The sequence below is a fragment of the Dactylosporangium sp. NPDC051484 genome, from assembly GCF_040689395.1.
Taxonomy (GTDB): domain Bacteria; phylum Actinomycetota; class Actinomycetes; order Mycobacteriales; family Micromonosporaceae; genus Dactylosporangium.
Genome location: NZ_JBFAZX010000031.1, coordinates 68,704 through 85,170, shown reverse-complemented (window position 1 = coordinate 85,170; position 16,467 = coordinate 68,704). Strand labels below are relative to the sequence as shown.

Below are 16,467 nucleotides of genomic sequence, written 5' to 3'. Positions count from 1 at the left end.
TCACCGCCCGCAACTCCGCGGTCTGGGCATCGGTCAGCATCACACCAGGATCAACGACAACCCGACATAACACAACCAGGATCACGCGACACTAGAGGACTGGATCGGCAAAAGAGAGGTATCGATGGCTGACGACGAAATCACCGAACTGCGCCGTCGGGTAGCCGAACTCGAGGACGAACGCGCGGTGGCCCGGACCATGGTGCGGTACGCCGAATCACTCGACTACGGCGACAGCGCGACCTGGGCCGACACCTTCACCCCGGACGGGGTGTTCGACGTGCGCCGCCGGGGCGAGCCGATGTTCGTGCATACCGGCACCGAGAACCTCATCGCGTTCGCCGACCAGCACACGTCGGCGCCGGCCGTCTACCACAAGCACTTCCTGTCGGTGCCGTCCATCGTGCTCGACGGTGACCGAGCGGCCGCGAGCACCTATTTCACGATGCTGTACGAACGCGACACCGGGCCGATCGTGCTGGTGTTCGGCCGGTACCTGGACGAACTGACCCGCTATGCGGGCACCTGGCGGTTCAGCCGCCGGATCGTCGACATGGAAGCGCTACCGCCCGGTTAGCGGCGGGCTTCGCCTACATTCCCGGCCGCACGCCTCGCCGCCTCTTGCCGCGGGCGAGGGTGTAGTCGCGGAGTTCAGCGAACTTTGCGTGTTGGCGAACCCCCTGCCTGCTGCGGGGGGTTCGCCGTTGTTCGGGATGCCAGCTATGCCATTCAGTGGAACCGGGGCATCTCGCGCCGAGCAGATTCAACGACCATCTGGTCATACACCGAGAGGGGTCAGCCATGCGACAGCGAACTACGGTTTTGGCCGCCGTCCCCGCATTACTGTTAGCGCTTGCCGCCTGTGGCGGCCATGGCGCTCCCAGCCCGACAGCACAGAACAGCACGGCGCCGACCGGCGCATCGGCGGGCAAATCGGCAGGGAGTTTCGGCACCCTGGGCGAAGTGTGCGGCGCCGGCGACGCCAAGGGCGCCACCGATGTCGGCGTCACCGACACCGAGATCCGGGTCGGCACCATCGCCGACGTCGGCTGGGCGGCCGCTCCCGGCCTGCTCCAGCCGATCTTCGACGGGGCCGACGCCTTCGTCAACTGGTGCAACGCCGCGGGCGGCATCAACGGCCGCAAGCTGGTCCTGGACAAGCGTGATTCCGCGATGAGCAACTACCTGCCGCAGGTGAAGACGAGCTGCACAAGCAACCTCGCCGTGGTCGGCAGCATGGGCGTCCTCGACGACACCGGCGTGGACACCTGGGTGGAGTGCGGGATGCCGAACTTCACCGCCGCCACCGTCGGTGCCAAGGCCGCCGACGCCAAGCTCATGGTCCCGCTCAACCCGATCCCGAGCACGCAGCAGAACGTCGGCGGCTTCCACCAGCTGTTCGCCGACAACCCCGGCATCCAGAACGCGGTCGGCACCCTGTACGCCGATGGCGCCGCTGGCGCCCGGCAACAGCACACGTACAACCAGGCGATCACCAAGATCGGCGGGAAGATCCTCTACACCGCTCAGTACAGCTCCGGCGGCCAGGTCAACTGGGGCCCGTACGTGCAGGCCATGAAGAACGCCGGGGTCAAGTTCCTCTTCGTCAACGCCACGGTCACCGCGGTCGCCGGCCTGCAGCAGGCCATGTCGACCCAGAACTGGTACCCGGACATCCAGATCTCGCCGCCGCAGCTCTACGACGCCACCTACCTGACGCTGGCGGGCAAGGTCGCGAAGAACCACTACGTCTACATCCCCACCACGCCGTTCGAGACCGCCGACACCGTTCCCGCGGTGGCGCAGTTCCTGAAGATCCTGAAGGAGCACGCGCCGAAGGCCAAGCTTACCTTCTTCAGCTCCACCGCCTTCTCCTCGTGGCTGCTGTTCGCGCAGTCGGTGAAGGCATGCGGGTCGCAGGTGACCCGGGCCTGCGTGATGACCGAGGTCGGCAAGGTCAAGAACTGGACCGGCGGCGGCCTGCAGGGCGAGATCACCCCGTCGGAGAACAAGACGTCCGAGTGCTGGATCGTCATGAAGGTCGAGGCGGACAAGTACACCCAGGTCATCCCCAAGGAGGCCGGGAAGTACGACTGCGACCCGCAGAACGCGCCGACAGTAACGCCCTGATCCTGCGTACGTCGACGAGCAACCATCGCCACCCGGGGACCGCGCGTCACCCGGCCCCGGGTGGCGACCTGCCGGACCCGCTGTCCACTGCGTGATCCGATCACTTCTGACCGCCCGGAGGTCAACACCGGATGCATGAGCTCATCGCCTACACGATCTTCGGTCTGGTGACGGCGGCCATCTACTCGATCGCGGCCAGCGGTCTGGTGGTCACCTACACCACGTCCGGCGTGTTCAACCTGGCCCACGGCGCGTTCGGCATGTTCGCCGCCTTCTCCTACTGGCAGTTGCGGTTCGGCTGGGGCTGGCCGACGTGGCTGGCGCTGCCGCTCGTGGTGTTCGTCCTCGCGCCGCTGTTCGGCTGCGGCCTCGAACGGCTGCTGATGCGCAAGCTGACCGACGCCACCGAGGCGACCAAGCTCGCGGTGACCATCGGCGTCATGCTGACCCTCGTCGGTGCGGCACTGTGGATCTGGGATCCGCAGGTCAGCCGGCCCTTCCCGGCGTTCTACGCGGGGAACAAGGTCGAGATCGCCGGCGTGTTCGTGACCTGGGACCAGCTGATCACGCTGGCGCTGGGTGTGCTGTGCGCGGTCGGACTGCGGCTGCTGCTCTACCGGACCAGGATCGGGCTGGACATGCGGGCCGTGGTCGACAACCGGTCGCTGGTGCTGCTCAACGGCGGCCGGCCGGACCGGGCCGCGATGACCAGCTGGGTCGTCGGCTCGATGCTCGCGGCACTGGCCGGCGTGCTGATCGCGCCCTACCTGCAACTGGCCGTGATCCCGCTGACGCTGCTGGTGGTCAACGCCTACGCGGCGGCGGTGATCGGGAAGCTGCGGAGCCTGCCGATGACCTTCGCCGGTGCGCTCGTCATCGGCCTGGCACAGAGCTACGCGGTGGGCTACCTGCCTACGTCCACGGTGCCCTGGCTGCAGAGCTTCCCCATCACCATCCCCATCATCGTGCTCTTGCTGGCCCTGCTGGTGCTGCCACACCAGCGGTTGCGTGGCCACGCGTCCCGGCGCAGCCAGGAGTCCTTCCCGGTGCCGACCTACCGCATGTTCGTCATCGGCGCGGGCACCCTGCTGGTCGTGGCCGTGCTCCTGGCCGTTGTCCTGCCGACCCAACCGCTGTTCTCGATGAGCACCGGTCTCGGCCTCGGCATCATCGGGCTCTCGCTGGTACCACTACTCGGCTACGGCGGGCAGATCTCGCTTTGCCAGATGACCTTCGCCGGGGTCGGCGCGCTCACCTTCGCCCACGCCGCCAAGGACGGCAACGTGCTCGGTCTGATCGCCGCGTTCGCCGTCGCGGCGATCTGCGGCGCGATCACCGCACTGCCGGCGATCCGGCTGCGTGGGCTGTACCTGGCGCTGTCGACCGCCGCGGTGGCCAGCTTCTGCGACCTCTGGCTGTTCGGCCTGCCGTCCATCACGGTGTTCGGCTACCGGGTGCCGATGTTCGAATCCGGCTCGGTAGCGACCGCCCGGCTGAATCTCGGCGGCGTCAACGTCAGCGACGACCGGATCTACTTCGTGGTCCTGACCGTCGTCTTCGCCCTGATGGGCCTGGGCGTGGTCGCACTGCGCCGGTCTAGGTACGGGCGGATGCTGCTGGCGATGCGGGAGAGCCCGGCCGCGTGCGCGACGCTCGGGCTGCGACTGACCACGGTCAAGCTCAGCGTGTTCGCGCTGTCGGCGGGAATGGCCGGCGTCGGTGGTGCGCTGCTGGCCGGGCTGTCGGGTCAGGCGGCGGCGACCCAGTTCTCGTTCTTCGCGAGCCTGCCGCTGCTGCTGCTGATGATGGCCGGCGGTGCCGGCATGGTCAGCGGCGCCCTGTTCGGCGCGGTGACGCTCGGCCTGTTCAGCACCTTCTCCCACCTGTCGTCCCTGTTCAACCGCGGCTCGCAGCTCCTGCCGGGCCTGGTCGGTCTCGGGCTCGGTGAACAGCCCAACGGGGTCGCCGCCGACATCGGCCGCGGGCTGGCGAAGCTGAGCCGGCGGGGTGCACCGGCGGCCCCGAAGGAACCGGAGTCCGCTGACCACGCCGAGAACACTGCCACCATCGCCTGGGAATGGAGCGGCATGGACCAACCGCTGACCGATCATGAACGGAACCTGCTCGACGAGCGCCTGGGTATCGGGGCCGGGCGATGAGCACACTCCTCGAACTGCGCGGCGTGACCGTCCGGTACGGCGGCGTGACCGCCCTTGACTCGGTGTCGATCTCGGCCGAGGCCGGCAAGATCACGGGACTGATCGGCCCGAACGGCGCCGGGAAGTCGACCCTGTTCAACGTCGTCAGTGGCCTGGTCCGGCCCCGGACGGGAACGGTGGTGCTGGACGGCAGGGACATCACCCGCCTGGTGCCACACCAGCGGGCCCGGCTGCGCATGGCCAGGACCTTCCAGCAGCTGGAACTGTTCGGGGTGCTGTCGGTCGCCGACAACGTACTCACCGCCGCCGAGCTGCGCCGCGGCTGGGCCCGCGACAACAGCGACCCGAAGGCCGAGACCCGGGCCGCCCTGGAACGCACGGGCCTGCTGGACGTCGCCGACGAACGAGCCGACGGCCTGCCCACCGGCATGGCGCGCCTGCTTGAGGTGGCCCGGGCGCTGGCGACGAACCCGAGACTGCTGCTGCTGGACGAGCCGGCCGCCGGCCTGAACGAGCAGGAGTCCGCGGTGCTGGGTGACCTGCTCGCCGGCCTGGCCCGCGACGGCCTGGCGATCGTGCTGGTGGAACACGACATGGACCTGGTGATGCAGGTATGTTCGACGATCACGGTGCTCAACCTCGGCCAGGTCCTGATGACCGGAACACCTCAGCAGGTACGCACCGACCCGGCGGTTCTCGCGGCCTATCTCGGATCGGCACCGGAGAGGACGGCATGACCGACATCGCGAGCCCGGTGAGCCTGAACGGCCCGGCAACCCACCCGTCCCGGACCACCGCGGCGCAGCAGGAGCCGCCCGAGAGCCCGCCGTTGCTGGAACTGCGCGGTGTCCGTGCCGGATACGGCGCCATCGAGGTGCTGCACGGCATCGACCTGGTGGTGCCGGCCGGTGGCATCTTCGCGGTCCTCGGCCCCAACGGTGCCGGCAAGTCGACCTTGCTACGAGTGATCGCCGGGCTGCACCGGGTCTCGGCCGGAACGGTGCTGCTGGCCGGCCGCGAGGTCAACCAGGCAGCGCCGGACGAGCTCGCCCGGCGCGGCCTGTGCCTGGTACCGGAGGGTCGCGGGGTGTTCCCCAACCTCACGGTCGAGGAGAATCTGCGCCTCATCACCCACCTGGGCCGCCGAACCGCCGAGATCGAACAACGGGCATTCACCCAGTTCCCCCGGCTGGCGCACCGGCGCAAGCAGCTGGCCGGCACGCTGTCCGGCGGGGAACAGCAGATGCTGGCACTGGCCCGGGCGCTGGTGGCCGATCCGGCATTCCTGCTCATCGACGAGCTGTCGATGGGCCTGGCGCCGCAGATCGTCGAGACGCTGTACGGCCTGGTGGCTGACATCGCCGCGCAGGGCGTCACCGTGCTTGCCGTGGAGCAGTTCGCCACCACCATCCTGGGCCTGGCATCCGCCGCGGTGGTCCTCACCACCGGACGGGTCGCCATGACCGGCACTCCGCAGCAAGTGGACCAGGAGCTGTCCGGGCTCTACCTCGGAGCCACTCCGAACGTCTGACCATCATCGCTGGAGGTATGAGAATGGCGACCAAGGCTTCGGCCCGGCCGATCACGCAGGATCAGGTACCAGCCTGGGACATCGAGACCGACGTGGTTGTCGTGGGCTATAGCATCGCCGGTGTCTGTGCCGCGCTCGGCGCGACGGAGGTGACGGACCGCGTCGTCGCGCTGGAGCGCGGAGGCGGATCGGAGGGGACCTGCGGCGGGATCCTGTACCTCGGCGGCGGCACCCCGATGCAGCAGGCGATGGGGCATCACGACACCGCCGACGCGATGTACACCTTCCTGCTCGCCGCGCTCGGTCCCGGCGTCGACGAGGACAAGCTGCGCCGATACTGCGACGGCAGCGTCGAGCACTTCCGCTGGCTGTTCGAGGCTGGGGTACCGCTGATCAGCGGGCCGGACCGGGAAGGCACCCCGCTGGCGACCCCGGACCCGGACGGCTTCGTCCAGGTGGGAGCGCAGGAGTACGCCGGTGGCGGACTGGTCTGGACCGGGGGAGAGCAGGCACATCCGTTCAATCAGCTGACCGCGCCGGTTCCGCGCGGGCACATGCCGCGGGACCCGGACGGCACCGAGGACCTGTTCGAGGGCGCGGTGCTGAAGTGCCTGCTGGCCGCCGCCGAACGGGCCGGTGTCCGGACGGTCTTCAACACCGGGGTGGAGCGGCTGGTCGTCGACGACGCCGGCCGGGTGGTCGGAGTGGCGGCCCGCAGCTTCGGTACCGCCGTCTTCGTCCGCGCCGCCCGTGGCGTCATCATCACCACCGGTGGCTTCGTCTACAACGACGAGATGCTCGGCGAGCACTGCACGCCCGCCGTGCAGGGCGCCGGCAAGCTCGGCCACGGCGGGCAGGACGGTCTGGGCATCCAGATGGCGCAAATGCTCGGCGCGGACGCGATCCACATGGACGCGATCGACGCGACCCTGGTCTCCACCCCGCACATCTCGTTCATCAAGGGGATCCTGGTCAACTCCCGGGGGCAGCGCTTCATCAACGAGGACACCTACTACGGCCGGCTCGGCACCGAGACGGTGCTGCGACAGCACTCGGAGTGCTATCTCGTCGTCGACGAGAACATCTTCCTGGAGTCGTCGTGGCTGCGCCCGGCCTGGGCGTCGGACTCGCTGCAGGATCTGGAGCAGCAGATCGGGTTGCCCGACGGTGCGCTGCAGCAGACGGTGGACTACTACAACCGCGGTGCCGAGGCCGGCGAGGACCCGCTGTTCCACAAGGGAGTCCGGTGGCTGCAGCCGTTGAGCCCGCCGTATGCGGTGCTTGACCTGCGCCACCGGTCGTTCCCGATCCAGGCGTTCACCATGGGCGGTCTGCGCACCGATGCCGGTGGTCACGTGCTGGATGTCGAGGGCCGCCCGATCGACGGGCTCTTCGCCGCGGGCCGCGCGTCAGCGGGCCTGGCCGTGCACGGCTACTGCAGCGGCATCTCCCTCGGCGACGGAAGCTTCTTCGGGCGGATAGCAGGCCAGACGGCGGCCCGCAACCCGATCCGGTAACCGGGCGCAACGAGCCACTTCGATCCGACTGTCGAGCGTACCTCCGGTGGGCCACCCACCGGAGGTACGCCGGCTACCTCCGGTGTGGCTTGACCCTGAGGCGGTTCATCGCATCAGCGGCGGTGACCGGCCGGCCCAGACGCTCACGTGGGACGATCCCGGGACTGCCGGCCCGGACCCTGGCCCCGGCGGGCCCCGGTCTGCCGGCCATCGCCGCGGACATCGCCCTGGTCCCGCAGCACCCGCAGACCGGCGAGTTGTGGGCGCCGTCCGGGGCAACCGAGGCGGTGTGGCTGCCCCGGGACGTCTGGGCGTATCCGGCCTTCCGCCAGGATCGCAGGCCAGTCCCCGGAGCCGGCGCGATGCCCGGCGAGGCATATCGCGACGACCCGCCGCCGGCAACGCCGGACGGGCTTTTCCGACCCGACTCGGCGGTGTTCCTCTCGAACCTCGCGCGACTGCCGCAGGTCCGCCAGCCCTGGCTGCGCAGGGTCTACGACGAGGTGCGACGTCGCCCGTACGCTGCACCTTTCTGACGAGGCCAGGTGTCGTCGAGCCCCTGTGCACCCGCGCACTGGGCCGCTGATCAAGACGGCGGAGTGGCACACGGAGCGCGATGGAGTGTGGACGAACACCCTGGTAGCGCGGTTCACGCCGGAAGCAGGTATGGTACGGCGGGGCGAAAGTTCATCGTCGACGATCGGCGAGGGATGGCGTCCCCGCTATCAGGAGGAAAGTGTGGCAAGCGGTACTGTCAAGTGGTTCAACTCTGAAAAGGGCTTCGGCTTCATCCAGCAGGACGACGGCGGCGCGGACGTCTTCGTCCACTACTCCGCCATCGCCAGCACCGGCTACCGCGAGCTCGCGGAAGGCCAGAAGGTGGAGTACGAGGTGACCCAGGGTCAGAAGGGTCCCCAGGCGGAGAACGTCCGGGGTCTCTGACTCGATCCTGGCAAGACACCCTGAGCTCTGTCGGAGCGCCGCATGCACTGCATGCGGCGTTTTCGGCGTTTCCGGCGTGTTTTTGAGTAGCGAAACCTCGCCTCGAACAGCGCGCCCAGCACCTGGCCGGTCGGCTGCCCATCTGCCCGAGCCGACGCCAGTGCCCACCAGCTGCGGCATGCCCTCCGACGCCTCGGCCTCGACCGGAGCTCCAACTCGCCTTTGCCGAGTCCCAGCCGCCGGAACGCCTCGCGTGGGGCGGCGCGATCCATCGAACCTCAACCGGCGGTGACGTCCATCGAGTGATGGCCGCGTGGCGTCGGCGCCCAGTCCGTGTTCGCCCTTGGCGCTGCGCGCCTTCTTGCCGGTGCCGGTGGCGTTCGCCGAGGGCTGGTCTTCGATGATGGTGAAGACGATCCTGCCGGCGAGGGGCAGCGGCGGGCCCCAATAGGATTGACCCAGGGTTCGGGGTTTCGTCAATGACCCAATATCGGTAGTCTCACTGCGACTATCGAGCGGGGGAGTGTTGTGACGTCTGGCGGCAGGCGGGCGCGTGTGCCTGGCGGCGAGGTTGTCGGCGACGTGGTGACGTGCCTGCGGCATGTTCGGCCACGGGAGCACTCCACGGTGGCGGCGATCGCGCTGCGGGCCGGGGTGTCGCGGTCGACGGTGCTTGCCGCGATGGGCCGCCATGGCGTCACACCCGCTCCGCATGCCAGCAGTCGGCTCCGCTCGACGGTGCGTGACCGGGCGGTGGCCGGATCGCTCGGGATTCCCTCGCTCGCCGAGCACGCGACGCGCCGCCTTGGTCAGGGCGCGACGTGGCCCGCTCTTGAGCTGGCGTCCGGAATGCCAGCGTCGATGCGGTGCCGGCATACCCCCGGCACCGGCTAGCCGGCGGCCGTCGCGTGAGCATGCCCCTCTGGCCCCGGCGGGCGGTCGGCCTGCCGGTCATCCCTCGTTGTTGACCCTTGGAAGGGTGGAACCCCTATCGTGTCCGAAACTCCGTTGTGGCTGCAGGGACGTACTGCCGTCGTCGAGGCGACCGACCCGGCGCACTGGCGTGACGCTGTCCCTGACTACCACCTCTCGCACGTCGTCATGCCCGCCCAACGAACGCACCAGTTCGCTTCGGACTCGCTAGAGGCGATCGTCGAAGGGATCGTGCAGGTCTTCGAGATGGAGGTCTCGTACAAGAAGGACCCGGCGACCTGGGTGTCGATGGTCACCGATCGCTTCCGGACCAACGTCAACGGCGGACCGTGGGCGAGCGCGCAGGACATCGCCGACATCGGCAGCTACAACATCCTCATCGGCGAAAGCCCGTTCTACCGTAGCGACGAGTCGTTTGAGTCTTCGCACCACATCTTCCACAAGGCGTTCCCGGGCGGGTTCTACTGGGAGGTGCTGGAGGTGCTCAGCCCGCCGCCGGTGGTGACGATCAAGTGGCGGCACTGGGGCGCGTTCGAAGGCGAGTACCACGGCCACCAGCCCGACGGCCGGACGGTCGAGATGTTCGGCGTGAGCGTCGCCAAGCTGACCGATGACCTGAAGCTGCTGGAGGTCGAGCACTACTACGACCCCAACCAGTTCCTCGGCAAGCTCACCGGCGGCTGCCCGGTCGCGCACTGAACGAACGTTCTGGCGTGACCACCCGGCGCGGTCCGGGTGGTCACGCCGTTTGTGCCGCACCGGGGCGGCCGGCTGCCTATGGTGAGGGTGAGCGATAGCGACCCGGCCGAGGCGACACCGGGCCGGTCAAGTCGACCGAGGTCAGCGTGGCGCTGTCGTAGCGCCAGGCAGGGCCGGTCAGGGCCACAGTCCGCCGCGACCGCGCACAGCCTGCGGTGACGGCGGTGCCGATCGGCCTGCACGCCTACGGGTGTCCCCGAAAGGGGACCGGACCGGCCGGGTGCGCCATTGCACCCGTGCGAAAGGTCCACAGTAGACAGGGGAGCGGTCAGTAGTCCGGGGGCCGGATGAGCTGGGCGTTGACCACCACTGCGGGATCCACGCCGAGATTGGCCTGGGGCTGGGTGTCCTCCTGGTGGCGGCGGGCCAGGGTCGCGGCCCCGGGGCCGTCGCCCTCCTCGATGGCCTGGATCAGCTCAGCGTGGCTGTCGAGGCTGCGCCGGGTCGCGGCCTTCCCGGGGAGTCCGCCCTCCATCACGGTGCGGGCCGCCCACTCCTCCTCGTGCGCATACCACAACCCCTCCAGCATGCCGAAGAGCAGCTCGAAGGTCTGGTTCCCGCAGTTGCGCACGAGCGCCTCGTGGAACTCCTTCATGCAGGCCACGAACTTGGCGAAGTCGCCGAGGCTTTCCTCGGTCCGGCGGTGGATCTCGCGCAGCGCGGGGACGACCGTCTCCATGCGGTCCGGCCGGGTCGCGCACATCTCGGCGCACATCGGGTCGAGGTGCCGGACCGCGAGTCCCAGGTCGTGCACGCTGACCTTGCGGGACTGCAGCACGAGGCCGAAGACGTAGCCGGCCCGTTCGAGCTGGGGTGGATGCACCTCGGCGCCACCCCGGTTGCCGCGGCGGATGGTGATGAGCCCCTCCGTCTCCAGCGTGCGCATGGCCTCGCGAACGGACGGCATGCTGACCCGGAACTCCTCGAACAGGTCGTCCTGTTTCAGCAGCCCGTTCTCCGTGGTCAGATCACCGCGCAGGATTCGGTCGCGTAGCTCGTCGGCGAGGCGCTCGCCGACCCGGCGACGCAGCAGCAGCGGGCCCTTCGCGCCGCGGCCCGGAGCGGGGTCCGCCATGGTCTTCGCCTTCCTCATCCGTCCACCTCGGAGGGTCTGGCCAGCACCGCCCGGAAGCGGGCCGCATTGGCGAGCTTGATGTTCTCATATCCGCGGACCAGATCCGGTGCCCGCGCCACTGTCAGGCATCGGTCCTGGTCGTCGTCCCGGAGCACGGCCAGCACCGCGGCCGTGTACTCCTGCGGCAGCGACCGCTCGACCCGGCGTACCGCGGCCAGGCCGAACGGGTCGAACGGCGTGCCCCGCACCGACCGTATCGCCCGCAGCGCCGCGAAGACCGGTCGGATCCAGCCGCCCAGCGCGAGCTTGTGGCGCAGGCCGAGAGCCCGCAGGAACGGCGGATGGATGTGGTAGCGCACCTGGGCCCGGGCGCCGTCGGCGGACGCCTGGGCGCCGATGTCGACCTTCAGGTGCAGCCGGGCGACCTCGTACTCGTCCTTGTACGCCAGCAGTTTGAACAGATGCCGGGCGAACTCCACCGACACCGTATCCGTGCCGAACCGCTCGGACTCGGCGGTCACGACGCGGCGCACCGCGTCCACGTATCGCCCGGCCAGCCGCGCGTGCTGGTAGTCGACGAGTTCGGCGGTCCGCAGCTCACCGATCTCCCGTACCGCGGCCGGCAGGTCGGCCGCGTCAAGCAGCTGTCGTGCGACCTCCCGCGCGCCGGGTGTCGGATCGAGCCCGGCCGCCCCCAGGCGACGGGTCACAGCCGGCGCCTCGAGCGCGGTCGGCGTGGCCACGTGGCGCCGCCCAGCCCGAAACGCCTCGATGTTCGTGTCGACTGCGACGCCGTTGAGCCGGATCGCCTCCTCGATCGAGGCGGCTGACAGCGGTACGGCCCCGACCTGGTAGGCCACCCCGAGCAGCAGGACGTTGGCCGTCGTCTCTTCACCGAACAGGGTGCGGCTGAGCTGGGTGACATCCACGGCCGTGATGCGGCCGACCGCGCCCCGGATACGGTCCAGCAGCGCGTCGGCCGGCGGGAGGCTGGTCGCGATGTTCGTCACCACGGCCGAGGTCGGCGTGAGCGAGGAGGCGACGACCGATACCGTCCGCTCCGGATCGGTGCGGGCGAGGTGCTGCGGTGCCGCCCCGCTGAGCATGTCGAACACCAGGTAGAGATCGGCCTGGCCGTCGCTCACCGCGGCGGTGCGGTCGTCGACCGGGGCGGCGCCGATCTGCAGGTGGGACACGACCGCTCCGGCCTTCTGGCTCATCCCGGTCTGGTCGAGGCCGGCCGTGTGGAGCCCGTCGAGCAGGGCCGCCGTGGCCAGGATCTGGTTGACCGTGACCACCCCGGTGCCGCCGATACCGACCAGGTAGACGCCGTAGGCCTTGTCGCTGACCGATGCCTTGACCGCCGGCTCGGGGGGTAGCTCGCCCGAGTCCGCGCCGCGGGGCCGCCGGGGCCGGCTCGGGGTTGCGGCCGCCGTCGTCCGGACCGTGACGAAGGACGGGCAGTCGCCGTCCAGGCAACTGAAGTCCGAGTTGCACGACGTCTGATGGATCTGGGTCTTGCGGCCCAGCTCGGTCTCGACCGGCTGGACGGACAGGCAGTTGCTCTTCACGCCGCAGTCGCCGCAGCCCTCGCAGACGAGTTCGTTGATGACTACCCGGCGGTCGGGCCTGGGCAGCTTGCCGGAGCGGCGCAGCCGCCGGGCCTCGGCCGCGCACACCTGGTCGTAGATGAGCACCGTGACGCCCTCGACCGCGCTGAGGCGCTCCTGTGCGGCCAGAACCTCCGAGCGCGGCAGCACGGTGACACCCTTTGCCAGATCGCGCACGCCGCGGTAGCGCCCGGGATCGTCGGCGCACACGATGATCTGCTTGACCCCCTCGGCGGCCAGCTCGCGGGTCAGGGCCGGCACCGGCATGCCGCCCGCGATCTCCTGGCCGCCGGTCATCGCGACGTAGCCGTTGAACAGAATCTTGAAGGTGATGTTCACATCGGCCGCGACGCAGGCACGGACCGCGAGCAGGCCCGAGTGGGAGAACGTCCCGTCACCCAGATGCTGGAAGATGTGCCCGGTTTGCGAGAAGGGGGCCATGCCGATCCAGGGCACGCCCTCGGAGCCCATCGGCACGACCGGCAGCTTCTGGTTGTCGGCCAGCCGGGGGTCGAAGTACGACATGCCGTGACAGCCGACGCCGCCGCCCACGACGGCGCCGTCGGGGAGCACGGTGGACCGGTTGTGCGGGCAGCCGCTGCAGTAGGCCGACGTGCGGGCCAGCAGCGGCAGCGGAATCCGGCCCGAGGACGGGGCGCCGGTCCGGACCGGTTCGGGCAGGCCCAGTTCGCGCCGCAGGATGGGCTTGAGGCGGTCGACCCCGAGCTCGCCGTAGGCCGGTACGAGTAACCGGCCGCCGCGGTCGCGCTTGCCCACGACGGTGGGCCGGTGCGGGGTCGAGTAGAGGGCGCCGCGCAGGGCCGACTCGATGAAGTCGCGCTTCTCCTCGACCACCACGATGTGCTCGAGGCCGTCGGCGAATCGCTCCACGATGGACGGATCGAGCGGATAGATCATGCCGAGCTTCAGCAGGCGTACGCCCCGCTCGCGTAGGCCGGCGTCGTCCAGGCCGGAATCGGCCAGTGTCTGCCGGACGTCGTAGTAGGTCTTGCCGGCCGCGACGATCCCGATCCGGGCGTCAGTTCCGGCACCGGCTACAGCGCCCTCGATCTGGTTGAGGCCGTTGGCGGCGGCGAAGGCGACGGCCGCGAGGTGGCGGCGCTCGAGCAGGTCCCGCTCCCGGTCGACGAGGATCGTGGGGACGAGGTCGATCCGTTGCCGGTGCTGCCACGGCTCGCCGTCGATCTCGAGCGCCGGGTGACGCAGGGACAGCCGGTCGTGGGCCAGGTTCACCGAGCTCACCGAGTCGGCCACGTTGGTCACCACTTTCAGCCCGACCCAGCAGCCCGAGTAGCGGGACAGCTCCAGCCCGATCACCCCGAAGTCCAGCAGCTCCTGGGTGGTGCCGGGCACGAGCACCGGCATCAGCGCGTCGTAGAAGGCGGTCTCGCTCTGGTTCGGCAGCGACGAGGACTTCGCCGCCGGGTCGTCGCCGGCCACCGCGATGACGCCGCCGAACGGGCTCACGCCGAACTGGTTGGCGTGCTTGAACGCGTCACCGCACCGGTCCACGCCCGGCGACTTGCCGTACCAGAGCCCGGAGACGCCCTGCAGCCCGTCCCGGAACCCGCCGGGCGACGGCTGTTGGCTGCCGAACACCACGGCGGCCGCGAGCTCCTCGTTCACGCCGGGCACGTGCCGGATGTCCTCGGCCTCGAGGGTGGCGGCCGCCCGGTGCAGGGTGAGGTCCAGCCCACCCAGGGGCGATCCTGGGTAGCCGGACGCGAGACCGCCGGTGCGTAGCCCGGCCGCCCGGTCGATCCGATGACGGTCCAGGAGGATGCGTGTGATCGCCTGGGTGCCGGTGAGGACGACGGTGCCGTCGTCGGCGTCGTAGCGGTCCGTCAGTTGGTAGCCGGCGCGCTGCCGGCCAGCCGGCGTCTCCGCGCGCACCACGTCGGTCATGGGTGTCTCGGGCCCTTCGTTGCGGGGATGGACGACTTCACGTCAGGCGGACTCGCCGGTGGCCAAGGGCACCCGGGCCATGCTGGACGGGTCGCGCGGATCCTTGTAGAGCAGGATGGTGCAGGCGCCGCCGTCCAGGCCGGCCGGGCAAAGGTTCACTGGCCAGGGCGCGCCGAGGCGCTCGCGGGCCATCTCCACGTGCCAGATCGGCACGTGGGTGCGGTAGATGGTGGTCGGACGCCCGCCCCAGGTCACCCGGTGCTCGTCATCGACGACCGCGAGGCCGAGCCCGGCCGTGAACCGGCCGTCGATGACCTGGCGGGCGCACGTGCCGCACGGGTCCTGCACGATCGTGAACTTCTCGTCGTCCTCGCTGATCACGAGGTCGGTGAAGTGACCTTGCAGCAGGAGGACCAGGTTCACCAGGCGCTCGCCGGCGGGCCGGTCGATGTCGTTCATGAGGCCGCGCAGGGCGTCCTCGCCGCGGTGGCGGTGGAACGCCTCGAGCTCGTCCGGGCCGTAGCTGGTGTACACCTGGGAGAGCAATGTGGACAGCCAGTCCCGCAGAACGTCGATGGCCGAACGCCACTCGGCCTCACTACGGTCGAAGATTGCCAATGCGTTGTCCGCGTCGCCATGGCCGGCGGCCTCGGCCACCTCGTCGACCATCGAGGCCGGCGCCTCGTCCCGCACGGGATCGACGCCCGGATAGGCCGCGAAGAAGGCCAGGGTCCGGTTCACCAAGAGGCGCAGGCCGTCGCGGCCGTGACGCTGGCCGGCGGTGTCGAGGATCGTCGTGACCCAGTCGAGGTAGCGCTCCCGCTGGCCGTGGTGCTCCCGTTCGAGCACCGCCAGCTCCTCGCGCAGACCGTTCACGTTGGACTCTTCGAGCCGGAGGAGCAGGCGGCCGCGGGGCGACATCGACAGCTCCTGCAGCGCCTCGTCGGTGAACACGCGATTCGATCGACCAGTCTTCACGTCGGCCCTTCTGCCACCCTTGACGTCTAAGGGTTTAACCTTATAACCTCCGCGACGTGATGCACAACACACCCCTTGCCAGTGACGATGCCGCGCTGTCCACGCTGCGGCTCCGCGTCGACGCCGGGGTCGCATGGGTCGAGCTGAACCGTCCCGAGGTGTTGAACTCGTTCAACGAGACGATGCTGCGCGAGCTGGCCGGCGTGTGGGCGCGGCTGCGCCTCGACGACGAGGTGCGGGTCGTGGTCGTCACCGGGGCCGGCGAGAAGGCGTTCTGCACCGGGTACGACCGCTCGGGCCTCGACGCCGACGGCGCCGACGACGAGTCGACCGCGCTGCTGAAGGCGAGCAGCCCGTTCCTGCGCGCGGATGTCGGCGACTTCCTCGGCCCCAAGTCGTGCGGTCTATGGAAGCCGGTCATCGCCGCGGTCAACGGCATCGCGTGTGGTGGTGCGTTCTACCTGCTCGGCGAGTCCGACATCATCATCGCCGCCGACAGGGCCACGTTCTTCGACCCGCACACGACGTTCGGCATGCCGGCCGTGTTCGAGCCGCTGCATCTGTTGCGCCGCATGCCGTTGGGCGAGGTACTACGGCTGACGCTGCTCGGGTCGGCCGAGCGGATGTCGGCCCAGCGCGCGCTCGACATCGGCCTGGTGTCCGAGGTGGTGCCGAGCGACCAGCTGCGGGCGGCGGCCGGGGCGATCGCCGGGACCATCGCGGCCCTGCCGCCGCTCGCGGTGCAAGCGACCCTGCGCTCCATCTGGGCCGGCTCGCAGATGACGCCGGGACAGGCACTGGGCGTCGCGCACGCGCTGGTCGCCGCCGGCACCGATCCGGCCGCCCTGGCCGCCGGCCAGCAGGCGTTCCGGACCGGCGACCGGCCCCAGTGGCGGCTGCGATGAGC

The 16,467-nt window shown here is 69.8% G+C and carries 13 protein-coding genes; 10 read left to right on the top strand and 3 right to left on the bottom strand.

Features of this window, described 5'->3' with window-relative positions; genetic code table 11:
- Positions 1–124: 124 nt before the first annotated feature.
- From AB0367_RS32710 to AB0367_RS32670, 9 genes are all read left to right on the top strand, one after another.
- Positions 125–577: a nuclear transport factor 2 family protein gene (locus tag AB0367_RS32710; protein ID WP_366230347.1), complete on the top strand. Its 453-nt coding sequence runs from the start codon at positions 125–127 to the stop codon at positions 575–577.
- Positions 578–963: 386 nt separating this feature from the next.
- Positions 964–2,130, top strand: coding sequence for an ABC transporter substrate-binding protein (locus AB0367_RS32705; protein WP_366230346.1), 1,167 nt, complete (start codon positions 964–966; stop codon positions 2,128–2,130).
- A gap of 131 nt (positions 2,131–2,261) precedes the next feature.
- On the top strand, positions 2,262–4,289 hold the full coding sequence (locus AB0367_RS32700; RefSeq protein ID WP_366230345.1) for an ABC transporter permease: 2,028 nt from the start codon (positions 2,262–2,264) through the stop codon (positions 4,287–4,289).
- Entirely contained in the window at positions 4,286–5,026 is a 741-nt protein-coding gene (locus AB0367_RS32695) for an ABC transporter ATP-binding protein (protein ID WP_366230344.1), read from the top strand. The genes AB0367_RS32700 and AB0367_RS32695 overlap by 4 nt, the downstream gene beginning before the upstream one ends.
- Positions 5,023–5,820, top strand: a complete 798-nt coding sequence (locus tag AB0367_RS32690; RefSeq protein WP_366230343.1) for an ABC transporter ATP-binding protein — start codon at positions 5,023–5,025, stop codon at positions 5,818–5,820. The genes AB0367_RS32695 and AB0367_RS32690 overlap by 4 nt, the downstream gene beginning before the upstream one ends.
- Before the next feature lie 23 nt (positions 5,821–5,843).
- The gene (locus tag AB0367_RS32685; protein ID WP_366230342.1) at positions 5,844–7,337 is read left to right on the top strand and encodes an FAD-dependent oxidoreductase; all 1,494 of its coding nucleotides are present in this window, start codon (positions 5,844–5,846) and stop codon (positions 7,335–7,337) included.
- 89 nt (positions 7,338–7,426) lie between these two features.
- Positions 7,427–7,873: a hypothetical protein gene (locus AB0367_RS32680; RefSeq protein ID WP_366230341.1), complete on the top strand. Its 447-nt coding sequence runs from the start codon at positions 7,427–7,429 to the stop codon at positions 7,871–7,873.
- Between the two features lie 202 nt (positions 7,874–8,075).
- Positions 8,076–8,279 carry a cold-shock protein gene (locus tag AB0367_RS32675; protein ID WP_350546396.1) on the top strand — a complete coding sequence of 68 codons (204 nt, stop codon included), beginning with the start codon at positions 8,076–8,078 and terminating at the stop codon, positions 8,277–8,279.
- 993 nt (positions 8,280–9,272) lie between these two features.
- Complete coding sequence (locus AB0367_RS32670) at positions 9,273–9,911, top strand: SnoaL-like polyketide cyclase (RefSeq protein ID WP_366230340.1); 639 nt, start codon at positions 9,273–9,275, stop codon at positions 9,909–9,911.
- 328 nt (positions 9,912–10,239) lie between these two features.
- Here AB0367_RS32670 and AB0367_RS32665 read toward each other — a convergent pair whose 3' ends face one another.
- Genes AB0367_RS32665 through AB0367_RS32655 form a run of 3 tightly spaced genes read right to left on the bottom strand, consistent with a single transcriptional unit; the run spans position 10,240 to position 15,560 of the window.
- Positions 10,240–11,064, bottom strand: coding sequence for an FCD domain-containing protein (locus AB0367_RS32665; protein ID WP_366230339.1), 825 nt, complete (start codon positions 11,062–11,064; stop codon positions 10,240–10,242).
- Positions 11,061–14,582, bottom strand: coding sequence for an indolepyruvate ferredoxin oxidoreductase family protein (locus tag AB0367_RS32660; protein WP_366230338.1), 3,522 nt, complete (start codon positions 14,580–14,582; stop codon positions 11,061–11,063). Before AB0367_RS32660 ends, AB0367_RS32665 begins: the two co-directional genes overlap by 4 nt.
- Before the next feature lie 42 nt (positions 14,583–14,624).
- Positions 14,625–15,560, bottom strand: coding sequence for a hypothetical protein (locus AB0367_RS32655; RefSeq protein ID WP_366230337.1), 936 nt, complete (start codon positions 15,558–15,560; stop codon positions 14,625–14,627).
- Positions 15,561–15,619: 59 nt separating this feature from the next.
- Here AB0367_RS32655 and AB0367_RS32650 point away from each other — a divergent pair, with 59 nt between their 5' ends.
- Positions 15,620–16,465, top strand: coding sequence for an enoyl-CoA hydratase/isomerase family protein (locus tag AB0367_RS32650; protein ID WP_366230349.1), 846 nt, complete (start codon positions 15,620–15,622; stop codon positions 16,463–16,465).
- The last annotated feature ends 2 nt before the right edge of the window (positions 16,466–16,467 follow it).

Excerpts from the sequence above, each read along its gene's own strand:
- AB0367_RS32710 (WP_366230347.1), top strand. The coding sequence starts at position 125 with ATGGCTGACGACGAAATCACCGAACTGCGCCGTCGGGTAGCCGAACTC.
- AB0367_RS32700 (WP_366230345.1), top strand. The coding sequence starts at position 2,262 with ATGCATGAGCTCATCGCCTACACGATCTTCGGTCTGGTGACGGCGGCC.
- AB0367_RS32695 (WP_366230344.1), top strand. The coding sequence starts at position 4,286 with ATGAGCACACTCCTCGAACTGCGCGGCGTGACCGTCCGGTACGGCGGC.
- AB0367_RS32690 (WP_366230343.1), top strand. The coding sequence starts at position 5,023 with ATGACCGACATCGCGAGCCCGGTGAGCCTGAACGGCCCGGCAACCCAC.
- AB0367_RS32685 (WP_366230342.1), top strand. The coding sequence starts at position 5,844 with ATGGCGACCAAGGCTTCGGCCCGGCCGATCACGCAGGATCAGGTACCA.
- AB0367_RS32665 (WP_366230339.1), bottom strand. The coding sequence starts at position 11,064 with ATGAGGAAGGCGAAGACCATGGCGGACCCCGCTCCGGGCCGCGGCGCG.
- AB0367_RS32660 (WP_366230338.1), bottom strand. The coding sequence starts at position 14,582 with ATGACCGACGTGGTGCGCGCGGAGACGCCGGCTGGCCGGCAGCGCGCC.
- AB0367_RS32650 (WP_366230349.1), top strand. The coding sequence starts at position 15,620 with ATGCACAACACACCCCTTGCCAGTGACGATGCCGCGCTGTCCACGCTG.